The organism is Collinsella sp. AF25-2LB (assembly GCF_003458415.1).
In the GTDB taxonomy this organism is placed as follows: domain Bacteria; phylum Actinomycetota; class Coriobacteriia; order Coriobacteriales; family Coriobacteriaceae; genus Collinsella.
The window spans coordinates 21224-39373 of sequence record NZ_QRUF01000014.1 but is presented as its reverse complement, the minus strand read 5'-3'; the positions used below and the strand labels follow the sequence as shown (position 1 = coordinate 39373).

19 protein-coding genes are annotated in these 18150 nt (G+C 61.4%); 18 read left to right on the top strand and 1 reads right to left on the bottom strand.

Going from position 1 to position 18150, the window contains the following annotated elements; translation table 11 throughout:
• The first annotated feature begins 8 nt into the window (after nucleotides 1–8).
• The 11 genes from mrdA (at nucleotide 9) to rsfS (ending at nucleotide 11029) form a co-directional block, all read left to right on the top strand.
• On the top strand, nucleotides 9–2078 hold the full coding sequence (gene mrdA, locus DWY51_RS07365; RefSeq protein WP_117770375.1) for a penicillin-binding protein 2: 2070 nt from the start codon (nucleotides 9–11) through the stop codon (nucleotides 2076–2078).
• A gap of 9 nt (nucleotides 2079–2087) precedes the next feature.
• Nucleotides 2088–3314 (top strand): FtsW/RodA/SpoVE family cell cycle protein, encoded by a 1227-nt coding sequence (locus tag DWY51_RS07360; RefSeq protein WP_117770374.1) that lies wholly within the window; start codon nucleotides 2088–2090, stop codon nucleotides 3312–3314.
• An 18-nt stretch (nucleotides 3315–3332) separates the two neighbouring features.
• A complete protein-coding gene (locus DWY51_RS07355) occupies nucleotides 3333–4262 on the top strand; it encodes a YcjF family protein (RefSeq protein ID WP_117770373.1) in 930 nt (309 codons plus the stop codon).
• Between the two features lie 10 nt (nucleotides 4263–4272).
• Nucleotides 4273–6150, top strand: coding sequence for a TIGR03960 family B12-binding radical SAM protein (locus DWY51_RS07350; protein WP_117770372.1), 1878 nt, complete (start codon nucleotides 4273–4275; stop codon nucleotides 6148–6150).
• Nucleotides 6147–6959, top strand: coding sequence for a TIGR03936 family radical SAM-associated protein (locus DWY51_RS07345; protein ID WP_117770371.1), 813 nt, complete (start codon nucleotides 6147–6149; stop codon nucleotides 6957–6959). The genes DWY51_RS07350 and DWY51_RS07345 overlap by 4 nt, the downstream gene beginning before the upstream one ends.
• 67 nt (nucleotides 6960–7026) lie before the next feature.
• Nucleotides 7027–7401: a 50S ribosomal protein L21 gene (gene rplU / locus DWY51_RS07340; RefSeq protein ID WP_035138585.1), complete on the top strand. Its 375-nt coding sequence runs from the start codon at nucleotides 7027–7029 to the stop codon at nucleotides 7399–7401.
• Between the two features lie 33 nt (nucleotides 7402–7434).
• The gene (rpmA, locus tag DWY51_RS07335) at nucleotides 7435–7692 is read left to right on the top strand and encodes a 50S ribosomal protein L27 (protein ID WP_006236075.1); all 258 of its coding nucleotides are present in this window, start codon (nucleotides 7435–7437) and stop codon (nucleotides 7690–7692) included.
• An 85-nt stretch (nucleotides 7693–7777) separates the two neighbouring features.
• A complete protein-coding gene (obgE, locus tag DWY51_RS07330; RefSeq protein ID WP_022094754.1) occupies nucleotides 7778–9244 on the top strand; it encodes a GTPase ObgE in 1467 nt (488 codons plus the stop codon).
• 3 nt (nucleotides 9245–9247) lie between these two features.
• Nucleotides 9248–9925, top strand: a complete 678-nt coding sequence (gene nadD, locus DWY51_RS07325) for a nicotinate-nucleotide adenylyltransferase (RefSeq protein WP_022094753.1) — start codon at nucleotides 9248–9250, stop codon at nucleotides 9923–9925.
• A gap of 87 nt (nucleotides 9926–10012) precedes the next feature.
• Nucleotides 10013–10546, top strand: coding sequence for a bis(5'-nucleosyl)-tetraphosphatase (symmetrical) YqeK (gene yqeK, locus DWY51_RS07320; protein WP_172677985.1), 534 nt, complete (start codon nucleotides 10013–10015; stop codon nucleotides 10544–10546).
• Between the two features lie 27 nt (nucleotides 10547–10573).
• A complete protein-coding gene (gene rsfS, locus DWY51_RS07315) occupies nucleotides 10574–11029 on the top strand; it encodes a ribosome silencing factor (protein WP_022094751.1) in 456 nt (151 codons plus the stop codon).
• A gap of 95 nt (nucleotides 11030–11124) precedes the next feature.
• Here the strand turns inward: rsfS and dinB are convergent, their stop codons facing one another.
• Complete coding sequence (gene dinB, locus DWY51_RS07310; protein ID WP_195544404.1) at nucleotides 11125–12378, bottom strand: DNA polymerase IV; 1254 nt, start codon at nucleotides 12376–12378, stop codon at nucleotides 11125–11127.
• A gap of 201 nt (nucleotides 12379–12579) precedes the next feature.
• Here dinB and rpsP point away from each other — a divergent pair, with 201 nt between their 5' ends.
• The 7 genes from rpsP to glyS are packed head-to-tail and all read left to right on the top strand — an operon-like array spanning nucleotide 12580 to nucleotide 18141.
• Nucleotides 12580–12921: a 30S ribosomal protein S16 gene (rpsP, locus tag DWY51_RS07305; protein ID WP_022094749.1), complete on the top strand. Its 342-nt coding sequence runs from the start codon at nucleotides 12580–12582 to the stop codon at nucleotides 12919–12921.
• A gap of 42 nt (nucleotides 12922–12963) precedes the next feature.
• Nucleotides 12964–13209 (top strand): KH domain-containing protein, encoded by a 246-nt coding sequence (locus DWY51_RS07300; protein ID WP_171021534.1) that lies wholly within the window; start codon nucleotides 12964–12966, stop codon nucleotides 13207–13209.
• Nucleotides 13210–13243: 34 nt separating this feature from the next.
• Nucleotides 13244–13735, top strand: a complete 492-nt coding sequence (gene rimM, locus DWY51_RS07295; protein WP_226812527.1) for a ribosome maturation factor RimM — start codon at nucleotides 13244–13246, stop codon at nucleotides 13733–13735.
• A gap of 10 nt (nucleotides 13736–13745) precedes the next feature.
• Nucleotides 13746–14504 carry a tRNA (guanosine(37)-N1)-methyltransferase TrmD gene (gene trmD / locus DWY51_RS07290; RefSeq protein ID WP_055285126.1) on the top strand — a complete coding sequence of 253 codons (759 nt, stop codon included), beginning with the start codon at nucleotides 13746–13748 and terminating at the stop codon, nucleotides 14502–14504.
• A gap of 2 nt (nucleotides 14505–14506) precedes the next feature.
• Nucleotides 14507–15070, top strand: a complete 564-nt coding sequence (lepB, locus tag DWY51_RS07285; RefSeq protein WP_055309866.1) for a signal peptidase I — start codon at nucleotides 14507–14509, stop codon at nucleotides 15068–15070.
• A 59-nt stretch (nucleotides 15071–15129) separates the two neighbouring features.
• Nucleotides 15130–16041 (top strand): glycine--tRNA ligase subunit alpha, encoded by a 912-nt coding sequence (locus tag DWY51_RS07280; protein WP_117770368.1) that lies wholly within the window; start codon nucleotides 15130–15132, stop codon nucleotides 16039–16041.
• Nucleotides 16042–16044: 3 nt separating this feature from the next.
• On the top strand, nucleotides 16045–18141 hold the full coding sequence (gene glyS, locus DWY51_RS07275) for a glycine--tRNA ligase subunit beta (RefSeq protein ID WP_117770367.1): 2097 nt from the start codon (nucleotides 16045–16047) through the stop codon (nucleotides 18139–18141).
• Nucleotides 18142–18150: the final 9 nt, after the last annotated feature.

The following is an 18150-nucleotide window of genomic DNA, read 5'->3' as shown; positions in this document are numbered from 1 at the left end:
GCCCGTAGATGTCTTCCCAGTTGACGGTTATTATCGCCGGTATCGTGCTGGTTGTGGCCATCGTGGTCGCGCTGGTCATCATGCGTCGCGGCGATTCCCGTTTTACCTACGATACGCAGCATGGAACGGCCCCGCGCGCCACCGAGGGCGAGGGCAATACAGCGGCGACCGCCTTTAAGGGCCGCTTTTCCATCCTCACCGCGGGTGTGGGCGCGATGTTTGCGGCGCTCGCCGTCAAGCTGTGGGGCATGCAGATGGTCTCGTCGGACTATTACGAGAAGCAGGCTAATAGCAATCAGACTCGCACCGTTACCACTCCCGCTGTGCGCGGCCGCATCCTCGACCGCAATGGCGTGGCGCTTGTCCAGAACCGTCCCTCACTTGCTGTCGTGGCCTACCGCGACCTTGCCGAGGATGAGGTTCTGGTTCGCCATCTTGCCAACGTGCTTGGAATGCCTTACGTGGCGGTCCTTCGCAATATTCAGGACAATACAGAGGGCGCCCAGAGCCTGCATACCATCGCGACGGACGTCCGTCGCTCCACGGTTGCCTATATCAAGGAACACGCCGGCGAGTTCCCGGGCGTCAAGATTGCCGAGCGTACCGAGCGCCAGTATCCATATGGCGAGACGGCATGCCATATCTTGGGCTATACCGGCACCATCACCTCCGAGCAGCTCGAGGCTCAGAATAAGAAAACCTCTGGCGATGATGATGCTTCTGCTGGCAAGATTACGTACCAGTCGGGCGATATCGTGGGCCAGGCGGGCGTTGAGAGCTACTACGAAAATCTGCTGCAGGGTATTCGTGGCGAGCAGACCGTCAAGGTCGATGCCTCAGGCAATGTGACCGGTCAGGCCGGCGCCGTGCCCGCGAAGGCCGGCTCCGACATTAAGCTCACGCTCGACCTTAAGATCCAACAGGCCTGCGAGACGGCACTGGCGAGCGCTATCGAGCTTGCCAAGACCACTGGCTACAGCAATGCCGGTAACGGCGCTGTGGTGTGTCTCGATCCCAACAATGGGGAGATCCTGGGCATGGCGAGCGAGCCCAAGTTCGATCCGTCTGTCTTTATCGGCGGCGTCTCAAATGACGTGTGGACCGAGCTCAATGATGACAAGGGTTCGCACCCGCTGCTCAACCGCGCCATTAGCGGACAGTACATGTCGGCCTCGACCATCAAGCCGCTCTCGGCGCTGGCCGGTCTTGAGTTTGGAACCTACACTTCAACGCAGACAACCAACTGCACGGGCTATTGGACGGGCCTGGGCAAGGCTTGGGGCAAGCGCTGCTGGTTGACGTCTGGCCACGGCACCATGACGCTGCAGTCGGGTATCGCCAACTCGTGCGACCCCGTCTTCTACGACATGGGCAAGGCGTTCTTTTATGACGAGCAACATCCCGAGGGCCTGCAGGAGGTCTTTCGTCGCTGGGGTCTAGGCAAGACCTGCGGTATCGATCTGCCGAGTGAGGGCGCGGGCCGTATTCCCGATGCCGAGTGGAAAGAGTCGTACTTCACCGACGCCTCTGCCGAGGACCGCAAGTGGAATGCCGGCGATATGACCAATATTGCCATCGGCCAGGGCGACATCCTGGTGACGCCCCTGCAGATGGCGTGCGCCTATATGGGTCTTGCCAACGGCGGCAAACAGTACGTGCCTCACGTGTTTTTGTCTGCCGTGTCGCGCGATGGCGACGGCGATGCCTATAAGTACAACGGCAAGGGCAAGAAGAAGCGCCTGGAGGCCAAGATCAACAGCGATTCGGATTTGGCTCTTGTTCGCAACGGCATGCACGACGTGATTTACACGGCATCGACGTCCCTGGCGGCTCACTTTGGCACCCTGACGCCCCAGGTATACGGCAAGTCGGGCACGGGCGAGAAAAGCGGCGAGGACGAATACGCGTGGTTCTGCGCCTATGCACCGGCCGATGATCCCAAGTATGTCATCGCTACTGTCCTGGAGCAGGGCGGCGGCGGCTCAGATACCGCGATGCATGTCGTGCGCGACGTGCTCGGTGTGATTTATGACGAGCCCGATACCTCTTCGGCCTCGGGCGATTCTTCGGTTCGATAGGAGGTTGCGATGGATTTTTCTCCGGCGGATCTGTTCCGTTCAACCAAGACCGGCTCTCGCAGCAGCCTGGACCGCGTCAACAAGCAACTTTCGGCCTCGCGCGGCACGTTTCGCCAAAAGGTGCATATCGGTGTGCTCGTGGCTACTGTGGCGCTCGTCGCCTACGGTGCCATCATTATCTGGTCGGCTTCGCAGTTTAAGGCCGATGCTTCGTTCTCACGCCATCTGCTGGGAATTGGTATCGGAGCGGTGCTGGCGGTGCTCGTCTGGCGAACCGACCTGCGCGGTATTTCCAATTTCTCGACGGCGTTGCTCGTCATCGACCTGATCGTGATCTTCTCGCCCAAGATTCCGGGTCTGTCCTATACGGGCGGTCTGGGCATGACGGGTTGGATCAAGATTCCCGGTATCGGCTTGACATTCCAGCCGGTTGAGCTTGCCAAGCTCATCACCATCTTCTTTATTGCTACGCTTGGCTCGCAGTATAACGGTCGCATCGATACCGTTCGCGACTACGTCAAGCTCTGCGGCATGCTGTCCATTCCGTTTTTGGCCGTCGTTGCCATGGGTGACCTGGGCTCGGGCCTGGTCGTGCTGGTTTCGGGCGCCATCGTCATCTGCATGAGCGGTGCACGCCGCGAATGGGTGCTGTCGACCCTGGCCCTGCTCGTGGGCCTGGTGGCCCTCGTCCTGGCGCTTGATTCGGTCTTTGATTCGTTGCTCGGCCACGATGTGCTCATCAAGCAGTATCAGATGAACCGTCTGACGGTCTTTATCGACCCCGATAATGCCGATTTGGACGATGCCTACAACCTGCAGCAGTCGCTTATCGCCGTTGGCTCGGGCGGCTTCTTTGGTAAGGGCCTGGGGCATGCGACGCAGTCGGCCGGCGGCTTTCTGCCTGAGTTCCACACCGACTTCGTCTTCGCCTTCCTGTCCGAGACCTTTGGCTTTTGCGGTTCCTTTTTGCTCCTGTGCCTCTACGTGCTGCTGATCTTTTCGACGATTCGCGTCGCCTTTAAGTGCGAGTCGCTGTTTTTGCGTCTTTCGTGTGTGGGCATCGTTGGCATGTGGGCGTTCCAGACTTTCGAAAACATCGGCATGTGCATCGGCATGATGCCGATTACCGGTATTCCGCTACCGTTTATTAGCTTCGGTTCGTCTTCGATGATGATTCAGCTGCTGACGGTGGGTATCGTACAATCCATATGGCGGCATCGTTCGGGCGCCGCGTAACCGCTGGAGGGGTTTGCTATGAAAATTCCCGTAGATAAGCTGACCCGCGCTTTTAAGATGGGCGCGTCCGTTAAGAAGGATTCCGATACGCCGGTGCGCGTCTCGGTCTATCTGGATTCGTCCGCCTCGCGCTTTCTGGCCGAGACGGTGCGTGACGCCTTTGTGCCGCAGACGACCTCGGGCATTGTGCGCGTCGAGCGTCTGCGGGAGGAGCGAATTGCTCCAAAGACCGATACCGATGTGGTGCTGGTGCTCTCGTGTGGTTCCGACCGCTTGGAGAGTGCCGTGCAGGAGCTCGTGATCGCCGGCGCGCCCGTGTGCGTGCTTGCCGAGTCTGCTGTGGAGGTGCCGTTTATCGAGGAGTCCACGCCCATGCTCGGCGTGGTAGCGGCAATCGATAAGACGTATCTGCTCGAGACGCTTGCCCGCTGGATTCTCGATCGCACCGACAAGGAAACGGCTTTTGCGGCGAACTTTGCCTTCATGCGCATCGCGGCGGCCAACCGTATCATCACCTCGTGCGCGCTCACCAATATGGCGACCGGTGCGCTGGTGTTTTTGCCGGGCGCCGATTATCCCGTTATGGCGCTGGCGCAGGTGGGCATGCTCTTTGAGCTCGCTGCCGTCTTTGGACGCGGCATTAAGCCCGAGCGCGGCTACGAGGTCGCGGGCGTGCTTGCCGGCGGTCTTGTGATCCGCGCGGTCACCCGCGCGCTCGTCAAGCAGACGCCGCATATTGGGTTTGCCGTCAAGGCGCTCACTGCTGCCGCGGGCACCTATGGCATGGGCCGTGCGCTCGTTTCGCTCTACGAGCGCGATGTCGACTACAGCCGTGCCAACGAGGTGGTCACTGCCACGTTCTCCCGCGTTCGCGATCTGGTGACCACGGTCGTGGGCGCTACCCGTCCTATGGCGTCCTATCAGGACGCATCAGATCTCGCTGCTTAGGGGTTTTCCGTTGCGCGTTGCATACCAAGACTGTTTTCATTTAATTGAGCCGTTGCTCGCCAAGGTCGAGAAGCCGAGTCGCTATATCGATCACGAGTGGGGCACGCTTTTCAAGGCCGATGCCGATTACCGTTGTTGTCTGATCTATCCGGACGTATACGAGGTCGGTCTGCCCAACCAGGGTATCGCCATCCTCTACAACATCCTTAACCAGGCCGAGGGCATCTCCTGCGAGCGCGGCTATGTGCCGTGGCCCGATATGGGCGACGCCATGCGCGAGGCGGGTATTCCGCTGCTATCGCTCGAGGGTGCAGCGCCGGTCGCTTCGTTTGATATCGTCGGTCTGCATGTGCCGCACGAGATGGCGGTGACGAACTTCCTCGAGGCTTTGGACCTCGCTGGCATTCCGCTGTTAGCGGCCGACCGAGGTGAAGACGACCCAATCATCATCGCCGGCGGTCCCTCGGTGTACAACCCCGAGCCGTACGCGGCCTTCTTCGATGCCATCCTCATCGGTGAGGGCGAGGAATCGCTGCTCGAGACCTGCCAGCTGCATCGCCGCCTGCGTGACGAAGGGGTCCCGCGCGCGCAGATTGTCGAGCAGCTTGCATCCATTGCCGGCAACTACGTGCCGTCGCTCTATGAGGTTCGTCACGACGAGCCCTGCTCGCCGCATGGCTACACCGTGCCGCGTGAGGGCAAGGATGCGCCGACCGTGGTCTACAAGCGCGTCGTCGAGGATTTCGGCGCCACGAATCCGCTGTCGCAGTCGTGCGTGCCCTATGCACAGCTGGTTCACGACCGCCTGTCTATCGAGATCCTGCGCGGCTGCGCCCGCGGCTGTCGTTTTTGCCAGGCCGGCATGACGTATCGCCCGGTGCGCGAGCGCTCGGCCGACCAGATCGTCTCGTCGGTGATTCAGGGTCTGGAAAAGACCGGCTATGACGAGGTGTCGCTGACCTCGCTTTCCACGACCGACCACTCCTGCATTCGCGACGTGCTCGGCAGGCTCAACCGTCGCCTGGAGGATACGGGTATACGCGTGTCTATTCCGTCGCAGCGCCTGGATTCGTTTGGCGTGGATATGGCCGAGTCGGTCGCCGGCGAAAAGAAGGGCGGCCTGACGTTCGCGCCCGAGGCCGGCAGCCAGCGCATGCGCGACATCATTAACAAGAACGTGACCGAGGAGGACCTGGACCGTGCGGCCAAGGCGGCCTTCGAGGCCGGCTGGAACCGCATGAAGCTCTACTTTATGATGGGCCTTCCCGGCGAGCGCGATGAGGACATCGTGGCCATCGCCAATCTGGCCGATCACGTGCTGGAGCTCGGTCGTTCCGTGGTGCCCAAGGCTCGTCGCGGCTCGATCTCGGTGTCCATCTCGGTTTCGGTCTTTATCCCCAAGGCTGCCACGCCGTTCCAGTGGTGCCCGCAGCTCGACTACGACGACGTCAAGCGTCGCCAGAAGTTGCTTATCACGAGCGTTCGCAACCGTGCCGTCCGCGTGCATTACCACGATGCCGAGACCTCGCTCATCGAGGCCGCGCTTTCCCGCGCCGGTCGTGACATGACGCCCGTCATCATCGATGCTTGGCGCTCGGGCTCTCGCTTTGACGCCTGGGTAGAGCATTTCTCGCTCGATAACTGGAAGGAAGCTGCTGCCAAAAACGGCATCGACCTCAATGAGCTCGTGCACCTGCCCTACGAGTTGGACTGGCGCCTGCCGTGGGAGCACGTGAGCCCCGGCTGCACGCGCGGCTTCCTCGAGCGCGAGTACCGTCGCTCGCTCGAGGGCGTCACGACTCCCGACTGTACCCGCACGTCGTGCACCGGCTGCGGGATCTGCCCCACGCTCCACGCCAAGAATGTATTGATGGGTGATCGCGCATGAGTGAGCGCCTGACCGACAACCCCTCGCTCTTTAGGCTTCGTGTTCGCTATGGCAAGCGCGATCGCCTTAAGTACCTGGGCCATCTCGAAGTAATCCATACCATTGAGCGCATCGTGCGCCGTGCGGGACTTCCCTATGCCGTCACGCAGGGCTTCTCTCCGCACATGCGCGTGGGCTTCTCTTCGGCGCTGCCGGTGGGTACGTCGTCGACCTGCGAGTGGTATGACCTGTTTATGACCGAGTTCGTGGCGCACGACGAGGCATTTGGGCGCCTGGCTGCGGCGTCTCCGGCCGATCTGGCGCCCATCGAGGCGGCGTACATCGACGTGCGCACGCCGGCGTTGACGGCGCAGCTCACGCGCCTGTCGTATCGCATCGACCTGCACTTGGATCCCGAGGCGCCCGTAAGCGCCGACGAGGTGCGTCGTGCGATCGACACGCTGCGCGCGGGCCACGGCATCGACTACGCGCGCGGCAAAAAGAGCAAGCGCTTGGATTTGGATCACACGCTCGTGGGCTATGAGCTCACGGCGGGGGAGCGCCCGGACCATTTGGTGCTCATGCTCGACACCCATGCCGACAACGAGGGCTCCATGCGTCCGGAAATTTTGCTTTCTGCTGCTGATGTTTTGTTGCAGGGCTTGACCCCGGGCGTGGATGCACCTATTGTTTCCACCGGTATGCAAGACCTCGTGACCATCTGCTCCTACGATGTCGAGCGTCAGAATCAAGCATGCGAGGACGACGAGGGCCGACTCGTCAGCCCCATACCTGTGCGAACTTGTGGATTTGCTCCACATACTCGTTGACGGGGGTATTTTCGCCTGCTACTATATTCGGCTGTTGCACTAACTGATGCATGAAGGGCAAGTAAACATGTACGCAATCGTTAACACGGGCGGCAAGCAGTACAAGGTCGCCACCGACGATGTCATCACCGTCGAGAAGATCGAGGGCAATGAGGGCGACAAGGTCACCCTGCCGGTTATCTTCCTCAACGATGGTAAGAAGATCGTCACCGATCCCGACAAGCTGGCCAAGGCCAAGGTTACCGCTCAGATCGTTGAGCAGTTCAAGGGCGAGAAGCAGCTGGTCTTCAAGTTCCACAAGCGCAAGCGCTATCGTCGTCTGAAGGGTCACCGTCAGCAGCTCACCAAGCTGAAGATCGTGAAGGTTCAGGCTACCTCCCGCGCCAAGAAGGCTGTCAAGGCAGAGGCTGAGGCTGTTGCCGAGGCTCCCGTCGCCGAGTAGATTACACTCGTAACGAAAGAGTAGGTATACACAATGGCACACAAAAAAGGACTCGGTTCCTCCCGTAATGGCCGTGACTCCCGCGGTCAGCGCCTTGGCACGAAGCGCTATGCCGGCCAGACGGTAACCACGGGCACGATTCTCGTCCGTCAGCACGGCACGCACATCCACCCGGGTGAGAACGTTGGCCGTGGTAAGGACGACACGCTGTTCGCGCTGGTCGACGGTACCGTTGAGTTCCACAAGGGTATCAAGCACAGGGTCAGCGTACGCCCGCTCGCGAACGCGTAATTCACCCTTCATAGAGCACATATGTGGGAGGCACTTGAGTTTTAGGATTCAAGGGTCTCCCTCTTTTTTGTAGGAGGCGATTCTGTTGTCACAGTTCACCGATATCAGCCGCATTAACGTGTGCGGCGGCGACGGCGGAGCCGGATGCATGTCGTTTAGGCGCGAGGCATTTGTCCCCAAGGGCGGCCCCGATGGCGGCGACGGCGGTCGTGGCGGCAATGTCGTCATCCAGGCCGATGCTCAGCTGTCTTCGCTGATCGATTACCGCTTTAAGCATCACTTTCGCGCCGAGCGCGGCACGCACGGGCAGGGTGCCCGTCGTAACGGCAAGAGCGGCGAGGACCTGATTCTCAAGGTCCCTATGGGTACCGTGGTGCGCGAGCTCGATCCCGAGACGCAGACCCCGATGTTTGAGATTGCCGACCTGGTGCACGACGGCGAGCGCGTCGTCGTGGCGCCCGGCGGTGCCGGCGGTCTGGGCAACACGCACTTTGTGACGTCGGTGCGTCGCGCTCCGGCCTTTGCCCAGTTGGGCGAACCGGCCGAGGAGCACTGGATCGAGCTCGAGATGAAGCTTATGGCCGATGCCGCGCTCGTGGGCTTTCCCTCCGTGGGTAAGTCATCGCTCATCGCGCGCATGAGTGCCGCCCGTCCCAAGATTGCCGACTACCCGTTTACCACGCTCGTGCCGAACCTCGGCATGGTGCGTGCCGGTGAATATTCTTACGTCGTTGCCGACGTCCCCGGTCTTATCGAAGGCGCGAGCGAGGGTAAGGGCCTGGGTCACCAGTTCCTGCGCCACATTGAGCGTACGGCCCTGATCATGCACGTCGTCGACATGACGGGTGGTTTTGAGGATCGCGATCCGGTCGAGGATTACCACATCATCAACCGCGAGCTCGAGCAGTATGGCGCCGAGCTTTCGGAGCGTCCGCAGATCGTCGTTGCCAACAAGTGCGATGCGCCGGGCACGGCCGACAAGATTGCCGACCTCAAGCGCGCAGCGCTCGACGATGGACATATGTTCTTTGCCGTGTCTGCCGTGACGGGCGCCGGCCTCAACACGCTGATGCTTGCCGTGGGCGAGCAGGTGGCTAAGCTGCGCGCCGAGTTGGCTGTCTCGGATGAGCCGGTCGTTCTGCGCGACGATGAGTGGGAGCGCCGTCGCCTGCAGCGTGAGAAGCGTTTCCGCATTGTTCAGGAAGAGCCCGGTGCCTTCCGCGTGGTCGGTCGTGCCATCGAGCGCATGGTCATCCAGACCGACTGGGAAAACGAGGAAGCCGTCATTTACCTGCAGCATAAGTTTGCGCGTATGGGTGTTGACGACGCGCTCGAGAAGGCCGGTTGCCGTGCGGGCGACGAGGTCCGCATTTGCCAGCGCGCCTTTGACTTTGAGGGCGCCGAGGACTTCTCGGAGTACGAGGAGCTCGAGGATGCTGGCGAGGACGTTGCCGTTGAAGCCATTGACGTGGCCGATGCTGCGGATGAGGGAGTCGAGGTTGTCGATGCGGCGGATGCCGCGGGCGATGCCGAGACCTCGGAGGGCGAGTAAGCCATGTCGCTGCGCGGTGGAATCGGTCTGCCCGAGCTTCCTCTAGAGGACGGGCAGGAGTTTAGGCTCGGCATTATGGGTGGCACCTTTGATCCCATCCATTACGGGCACCTGGTGACCGCCGAGCAGGCGCGCGAGTCGCTCGACTTGGACGCTGTGCTCTTTATGCCGGCGGGCTCTCCTGCCTTTAAGCTTGACAAGCCGGTGACGCCTGCCGAGGACCGTTATGCCATGACGGTCCTCGCCACCGCCGCGAACCCGGCCTTTTTGGCGAGCCGGTTCGAGATCGACCGTCCGGGTGTAACCTATACGGCCGATACGCTTCATGCCCTTCGCGACTTTTACCCGTCGCAGGTAAAGCTCTACTTTATTACGGGCGCCGACGCGATTATCGATATTGTGACTTGGCATGATGCCGAACGAATCGCTGAGCTTGCTACCTTTATTGCGGCGACGCGACCGGGCTTTGATATCGATACGGCGCGTGCCCGAATCAAAGAGTCGGGGCTGCCGTTCGACGTGCGCTATATTCAGATTCCGGCGCTGGCGATCAGCTCGACGAACATTCGCAAGCGTGTTGCCCGCGGTATGAGCGTGCGCTATCTTACGAGCGAGTCCGTGCTCGGCTACATTCGCAAACGCAGGCTATATGCCGATTTGGGCCAAGAAGATTTTGAGTGATGGGGGTCTACGTTGTCGGTAGAGGATCAGTTTGAGGGCGATGAGCGCGCGCTGCTCAAGCGCATTCAAGAGCTGCTCGATGTTCGCATGAAGGATAAGCGCAAGCGCTATGTGCATTCGCTGGGTGTTGCCGAGACCGCACTTCATCTGGCCGAGGTCTACGGCGTTGACCGCTTTGATGCCGCTGCCGCCGGCCTGATCCATGACTGGGACAAAGTGCTCTCCGACGACGAGCTGGTCACGCGCGCTCTGCATTACGGCATTAAGATTGCCGGCTCTCCTTCCGCCGCGACGCCGCTTTTGCATGGCCCTGTTGCCGCCTATGAACTTCCGCAGCTTTTTCCCGAACTGTCGCCGGCCGTTTTCCAGGCTGTCGACCGTCACACCGTGGGTGACTGCGACATGACGCCGCTCGATATGGTGGTCTTTGTGGCCGATGCCATCGAACCCAACCGCCACGGCGATTATGCCCATGCGCTGCGCAAGATGGTGGGGAAGTCCTCACTCGACGAGTTGTTCTTCTCCTGTTTTGCGCAGGGTCTGGTCTATGTGATCCAGTCCGGGCGCTATCTTTATCCCACGGCTATTTCGATTTACAACCATTACGCCCAGCTGCGCTAGCTCGGGCTGACTAGAAAGAGGTATTCCATGGCCGACGAGACCATGACCGACGAGCAGATTCTTGAAGGTGTGGAGCACAAGAGCTTCGCCGCCACGTCTGACCGCACTGCCGCCTCGCTGTCCGCGAGCGGTGTCGCCGCCGAGGATGTCGCCCGCGCCGCCGCGCAGGCCGCCTACGACAAGAAGGGCGAGGACGTTCAGGTGCTCGACCTGACCGAGCTTTCCGATGTGTGCGACTACTTTGTGCTCGCCACCGGTACCAACAACCGCCAGGTCGATTCGATCGTCGACGAGATCGAGGAGAAGGTCGCCGAGGCTTGCGGCGAGCATCCGTTCTCCATCGAGGGCCGCGAGCAGAAGACCTGGATGCTCATGGACTACGGTTCGGTTGTCGTCCACGTCTTCACTCCCGAGGCGCGCGACTTCTACCGTCTCGAAAAGCTCTGGGGTGACGCCCCCCAGCTCCCCCTCAACCTCCTCTAGTAGCTCATTTGAGACGGGGTTTAGCTACCCTCACGCATATCGCCGGGCAGGTGCGGTTTCCGCACCTGCCCGGCTTTCTTTTTGCCCAAAGGCGGTTAATCGTTGAAGCGGGATTGGCGGCCGAAGGAAAGGGCGGTGTCGCCGAATTTGTCTCGGACGGCGTCGATGGCGACGGAGAGGTCGCGGCGGTCGCTGGATTGGGCTCCGCGGTCATCGATCTCGCAGAACAGGTCAGTCTGGATGCCGCCTTGGTGGTCGAAGTCGCTCATGCCGATGCCCGCTAAGCGAACATGCATGCCATCCTGCCAGATGTTGTCGAGCAGTTCGAGTGCAACCGCCACGAAGATGTTCTCATCGTCGGTCGGATGAGGCAGCCGGCGCTGTGCCGTACGCCCGCTGCCATACGAATACTTAAGCTTGAGCGTTACCGTGGCACCCGTCAGCCCCTGACGGCGCAGGCGGCGTCCCACTGACTCTCCCAACAGCGCAATCGCCGCCTCAATATCCCCACGCTCAGTCAAATCTTTCGCAAAGGTGCGTTCATTGCTGACCGATTTGACCTCGCGCTCTTCATCGAGACTCGTGACTTCGGAGATTTCGAGTCCTTGCGCACGCTGGCGCATGCGTTCGCCGTTGACGCCAAAAATAGAGGCCAAGGTGGATTCCGGTGCACGTGATAGCTCGCCGAGGGTGTAGATGCGCATGCGGCGCAGTCGCTCCTCGGCCGAGCGCCCGATGCCGCTCATGGCAGATACTGGCAGCGCGGCCAAAAAGCGCTGCTCGGTTCCGGGGCGCACGATGGTCAGCCCAAACGGCTTATCCCGCTCGCTTGCGATTTTTGCGACCGTCTTGTTGCAGCCCACGCCAATGGAGCACGTCACTCCCAGCTCTGCCACGCGACCGCTTATACGCCGCGCAACCAGCAGCGGGTCTTCGGGCGCAAAGCGACCCGGTGTGATATCGATGAAGGCTTCGTCGATGGATACGCGCTCAACGCGCGGGGTCTCGTCGGCGAGAATTGCCATAACGTGCGCGCTCACCTCGCGGTAGCGATCAAAGTGCCCGTGCGTCCAAATGGCTTGCGGGCACAAGCGCCGCGCCTCGGCTGAGGGCATGGCGGAGTGCACGCCAAAGCGACGTGCCTCATACGAACACGTGGACACGACGCCACGCGAATCGGCGTCTCCGCCCACGATGAGCGGCTTTCCGCGCCATTCGGGATGATCGAGCATCTCCACGCTCGCAAAAAACGCATCAAGGTCCATCAGACCCACCGCCGGACCCGTCCAGGGAGGCGGCGTGACGCCCATGGCATCCTCATAACCGTATGTATGTTCGCGTCTTTCCATGTCATGAGTATACCGCGCAGCTCATGTGGGGTGCGTGTATGTGCTTGCAAATCCCGAATTCTTGTCTAAGATATGGATTTGCCCTCGACTACACCGAAGAAGTTGGTCTCACGGACTTCACCTGCCCGCGTCGATGGCGTATTATGTTCAACTGTTTGTTTGTAGTTGCAGCCTAAAGCTGCTTGGTTGGAGGAGTTTCCTTTGGCAGTCAAGATTCGCCTTGCTCGTCACGGCGCTAAGAAGCGTCCGTACTACCGTGTCGTCGTCGCCGATTCCCGCGCCCCGCGTGACGGTCGTATCATCGAGGAGGTTGGCCGCTACAACCCGATGACCGCCCCCAAGACCATCAACCTTGACCTCGAGAAGATCGCCGACTGGCAGTCCAAGGGCGCTCAGCTCACCGACGCCGTCGCCGCTCTGGTCAAGGCCGCCAACGAGGGCGAGAAGACCGAGACCGTCGTCAAGAAGTCCAAGAAGCAGCTCGCCAAAGAGGCCGAGGCCGCTAAGGCTGCCGCTGAGGCCGCTGAGGGCGCCGAGGAGTAAATCGTGCCTGAGGTTGACGCTGCACAGCTCGAGGGTGAGGCAATGCTCTCAGATCGCATCGCCGATCTCGTCGAATATCTCGTTGTTCAGATCGTCGACGACCCGGATTCCGTGAGCCTTGAGGTCATCGATGGTGATGACGCCTCTACGATTGAGGTTTCGGTCGCCGAGGATGACGTCGCTAAGGTCATCGGCCGTCGTGGCCGTACCATCAAGGCCATTCGCACGCTCGCCCGTGCACTGGCTGCTCGCCTCGACACTGCTGTCGAGGTAGAGGTTCTGGGCTAGGACCTTGAGGTCCCAGTACAAAAACATCGCCCGTGTGGTCAAGCCGCACGGAAGGAAGGGGGAGGTCCTCGCGCAGCCGCTGCGGGGGCTTCCTTCTGTATTAGAGCCGGGTATGCGCGTCGCCCTGACGCCGCCGGCGCTCAAGCGCGACCGCTTTTGCACGGTCGTGTCCGTCACCGATACGGGCGATGGCGATCTGGTCTCGTTTGAGGGCATTGACGACTTGACGGCCGCCGAGGGCATCACGGGATGCTACGTGCTGGCAAATCGTGACGACTTTGAGCTCGATTCGCTCGACGCTGCCTATACCGACCTGATGGGTCGCGAGGTGGTCGACGAGCGCTTCGGTTCGCTCGGCACGATCGTCGAGATCATGTCGACGCCCGCTAACGATGTTTGGGTTGTCGAGGGCGATCGGTACGGCGAGGTACTGATTCCCGTGATCGAGCAGGTCGTGCTCGATCTTCCCGACACAGGAACAATTTCCGTCCATGTTATGGACGGCCTGATCGATATGGACAAGTAGGGAGGACAACATGCTGATCGAGACCCTTTCGGTCTTTCCCGAGATGTTTGAGCCCGTCATGTCCACATCGATTTTGGGCCGCGCCCGCAAGGCCGGCCTTTTTGATTTTAAGGCGTATAACCTGCGCGACTGGACGCACGACCGCCATCGTACCGTCGATGACGAGCCGTACGGCGGCGGGCAGGGCATGCTCATGAAGGTCGAGCCTATCGCAGAGGCCATCGAGGCCATTAGCGCAGAGGGTCCCAAGCCCACGGTTGTGTTCTTCACCCCCTGTGGCGAGCCCTTTACGCAGCATGTGGCCGAGCGCCTGCTCAAAAGTGAGCGCCTGCTGTTTGTGTGCAGTCGCTACGAGGGCGTCGACGAGCGCGCGTATGCGTATGCCGATGAGCGTCTGTCGATCGGCGACTACGTGCTTACGGGCGGCGAGCTTCCCGCTATGGTCGTTGCCGATGCCGTCGTACGCCTGATTCCCGGCGCCCTGGGCGACGAGATGAGCAACGTGGACGAGTCGTTCTCGACCGCCGAGGATGGAGGCCTGCTCGAGTACGCGCAGTACACCCGTCCTGCCGAGTTCAACGGCGAGGGCGTGCCTCCGGTGCTTGTGAGCGGCGATCATGCTAAGGTCGATGCGTGGCGTCGTAAGAACGCCATCGAGCGCACCTGTCGTTGGCGTCCCGATCTGATTGAGACGGCGCGGCTCACGCCCGAGGAGCGCGCTTACGCGCAGGAGATTCTGGACGCTTCGTATTCGCAGAGCGAGGAGTGAGGATGGTTCCATCGCAGCATTCCGTGCTAAAGGGTGCGTTTGAGTGGATCGTGGTCGTCGCGATCGCACTGGTCGCTACCTTCTTGATTCGCTCGTTTGTGGTCGAACCCTTTGTGGTACCCACCGGTTCCATGGAGTCCACGATCGAGATTGGCGACCAGATCCTGGCACAAAAGGTGAGCCTCGAGCTCGGTCAGCCCGTCAAGCAGGGCGATATCGTGGTGTTTCACAACCCCGATGGCACCTCCGAGCATGATGTTCTTGTCAAGCGTGTTATTGCCACGGCCGGGCAGACGGTCGACCTGCAGGATGGCAAGGTGGTCGTTGACGGCCAAGCGCTCGACGAGGACTATACGACGGGCATGAGCTGGCCACTTTCGGTCCAAGCGCCCGGCGCTCAGGTAAGCTATCCCTACACCGTTCCCGACGGGTGCGTGTGGGTGATGGGCGACAACCGCGAGAACTCTGCTGACTCCCGCTACTTTGGCCCGGTCGACCGCTCCGAATTGATCGCCGTGGCGCTCGTGCGTTACTGGCCGCTCAACCGTCTGGGCGCTATCGACTAAAAACCGCTATAGTACAGTACCTAACCGTGTAATCGTTTCGACGAGGGGATATTAGAGGCATGAACGCTTCATCGCTTTCCTTCCAAGACATCATCCTGCGCCTCCAGCAGTACTGGGGCGAGCAGGGCTGCGTCATCATGCAGCCCTATGACTCCGAGGTCGGTGCCGGTACCTTCCATACCGCGACCACGCTGCGCTCGCTCGGTCCCGCCGAGTGGCACACCTGCTATGCGCAGCCTTGCCGCCGTCCCGCCGACGGCCGCTACGGCGAGAACCCCAACCGCATGCAGCACTACTATCAGTTCCAGGTGCTCATCAAGCCCTCACCGGTCAACGCCCAGGAGCTTTACCTGGGGTCTCTTGCCGCTATCGGTCTGGACCCCAACGACCATGACGTCCGCTTTGTCGAGGACGACTGGGAGAGCCCGACGCTCGGCGCCTGGGGCCTTGGCTGGGAGGTCTGGCTCAACGGCATGGAGGTCACGCAGTTTACGTACTTCCAGCAGGTAGGCGGCATCGAGGTCGACCCCGTGCCCGTCGAGATCACCTATGGCCTAGAGCGCATTGCCATGTATGCGCAGGGCGTTAACTCGGTCTACGACTTGGTGTGGAGCTACCTGCCCGACGGCACGCCCATGACCTATGGCGACGTGTTCCTCGAGAACGAGCGCGAGTTCAGTGCCTATAACTTTGAGGTCGCAAACGTCGAGATGATGCGTCAGAAGTTTGACGACTACGAGGCCGAGTGCCATTCCTGCCTGGAGCGCAAGCTGCCGCTGCCGGCATATGACTGCGTCATGAAGTGCAGCCACGCTTTCAACCTGCTCGATGCTCGCGGCGCCCTGTCCGCGGTCGAGCGTGCCAACTACATCCTGCGCGTCCGCGCCGTCGCCAAGGCGTGCTGCGAGGCCTACATGGCCGAGGTCGCCGGAGTCAACGAGAATGCCGATCAGGAAGGCGAGGTGGCGTAAGCCATGGCAGACGCTAAGGATTTCCTGTTTGAGATCGGTACGGAAGAAATGCCCTCCGCACCGCTGAACAATGCCGTCAAGCAGCTTGGCACCATGATCGCCAAGGGTCTCGACGAGGCCGGTCTGGCCCACGGCGAGGTCCGTGTGATCTCGAGCCCGCGCCGCCTGGCTGCGCTCGTTGCCGACGTCGCCACCGCGACCGACGAGGTTCACGAGGTCAAGCGCGGCCCCGCGGCCAACATCGCCTTCGATGCCGATGGTAACGCCACCAAGGCCGCCCAGGGCTTCGCCCGCAAGTGCGGTGTGGCTGCCGAGGATCTGGTTCGTCGCGAGGACACCGACGGTCGCGAGTATGTCTTTGCCGAGAAGAACATCCCTTCCGCCCCGGCCACCCCGATCCTGACGGCCCTGTGCGAGAAGACTATCGCTGGCCTGCAGTGGCCCAACTACCGCTCTCAGCGCTGGGGTCACGAGCATGCGACCTTTGTTCGTCCGGTCCGCTGGATCTGCTGCCTTCTGGGCGAGGACGTTGTGCCCGTGTCGTTTGCCGACGTGACGAGTGGCAACACCACGCGTGGTCATCGCGTGCTTGGCCCCGGTGACCATGTGGTCGCCAGCCCCGCCGTCTACGAGCAGGTGCTCGAGGACGCCGGCGTGCTTTCTGCCGAGCGCCGTCGCGAGGCCATCCTTGCCGGTATCGCCGAGGTCGAGGCTGCCCGTCCCGGCTGCCATGTCGATACGCCCAAGAAGGTCTTTGAGGAGGTCATCAACCTCTGCGAGTGGCCGACGGTGCTCGTCGGGACCTTCGATGAGGAGTTCCTCAAGGTCCCGCACGAGATCATCTGCGAGTCCATGCTCACCAACCAGCGCTACTTCCCGATCTATGACGGCGAGGGCAAGCTCACGCGTGAGTTCGTGGTCGTCTCCAACAGCAAGCCCGAGAACGCCGAGCGCGTGATCGACGGCAACGAGCGCGTTGTGCGTGCCCGTCTGGACGATGCAAAGTTCTTCTACGAGGAGGACCTGAAGATCTCCCTCGACGAGTTCCGCGAGCGTCTGGCCAAGGTCGCCTTCCAGGAGAAGCTCGGTAGCGTGCTCGCCAAGTCCGAGCGCATCGAGCAGCTCGCGCTCGCTATTGCCCGTGAGGCACACCTGGGTGCTCACCTGGCAGCCGATGCCGCTCGCGCCGCGCACCTGTGCAAGGCCGACTTGGTATCCAACGCCGTCGTCGAGTTCACGAGCCAGCAGGGCGTGATGGGCGGTTACTACGCCACCGCGATGGGGGAGAACGATGAGGTCGCCCACGCCATTCGCGATCATTATCGTCCCCGCTTTGCCGGTGACGAGCTGCCCGAGGGCACCGCTGGCTGCATCGTGGCCTGCGCCGACAAGCTCGATACCATCGCCGGTATCTTTGCCATTGGCGAGCCCCCGACCGGCTCCTCCGATCCCTACGCGCTGCGTCGTGCCGCTATCGGCATCATCAACATCCTGCGCGACCGTCTGCCGATCGATCCCACGTCGCTTATCGACTTTGCCCTTGAGCTCTATAGCGAGCAGGGTATCGAGTTCGACGCCGCCGAGGTCGCTCAGCAGGTTCGCGACTTCTTCCACGGCCGTCTGGTGAGCATGACCCGCGACGAAAAGATCCCGGCCGATACCGTTGCCGCCGTCTCCGCGGTGCACATCATCGCCCCGTCCGTCTTCTTCGCCCGCTGCGCCGCCCTCGACGAGGCCCGCAAGAACGACGCTGAGACGTTCGATAACCTGGCGACCGCCTATGCCCGCGCCGCGCACATCTCCAAGCCCGAGCTGGGCGCGGAGTACGACCGCGCCCTGATGGGCGAGGTCGAGCTCGCGCTTGCCGATGCCTCCGAGGCTGCTCAGACCGCTGTCGACGCCGCCCTTGCTGCCGAGGATTATCCGGCCGCATTTGCTGCCCTCGCCGCCCTGCGCGCGCCCATCGACCGTTTCTTCGACGAGGTCATGGTCATGGACAAGGACGAGCAGCTCCGCGATAATCGCCTTAAGCTGCTCAACCGCTTCGAGGCCGTTTTCTCCGGCATCGCCAACATCGGTGAGCTTGCTCGTAAAAAGTAAGCCAGCCTG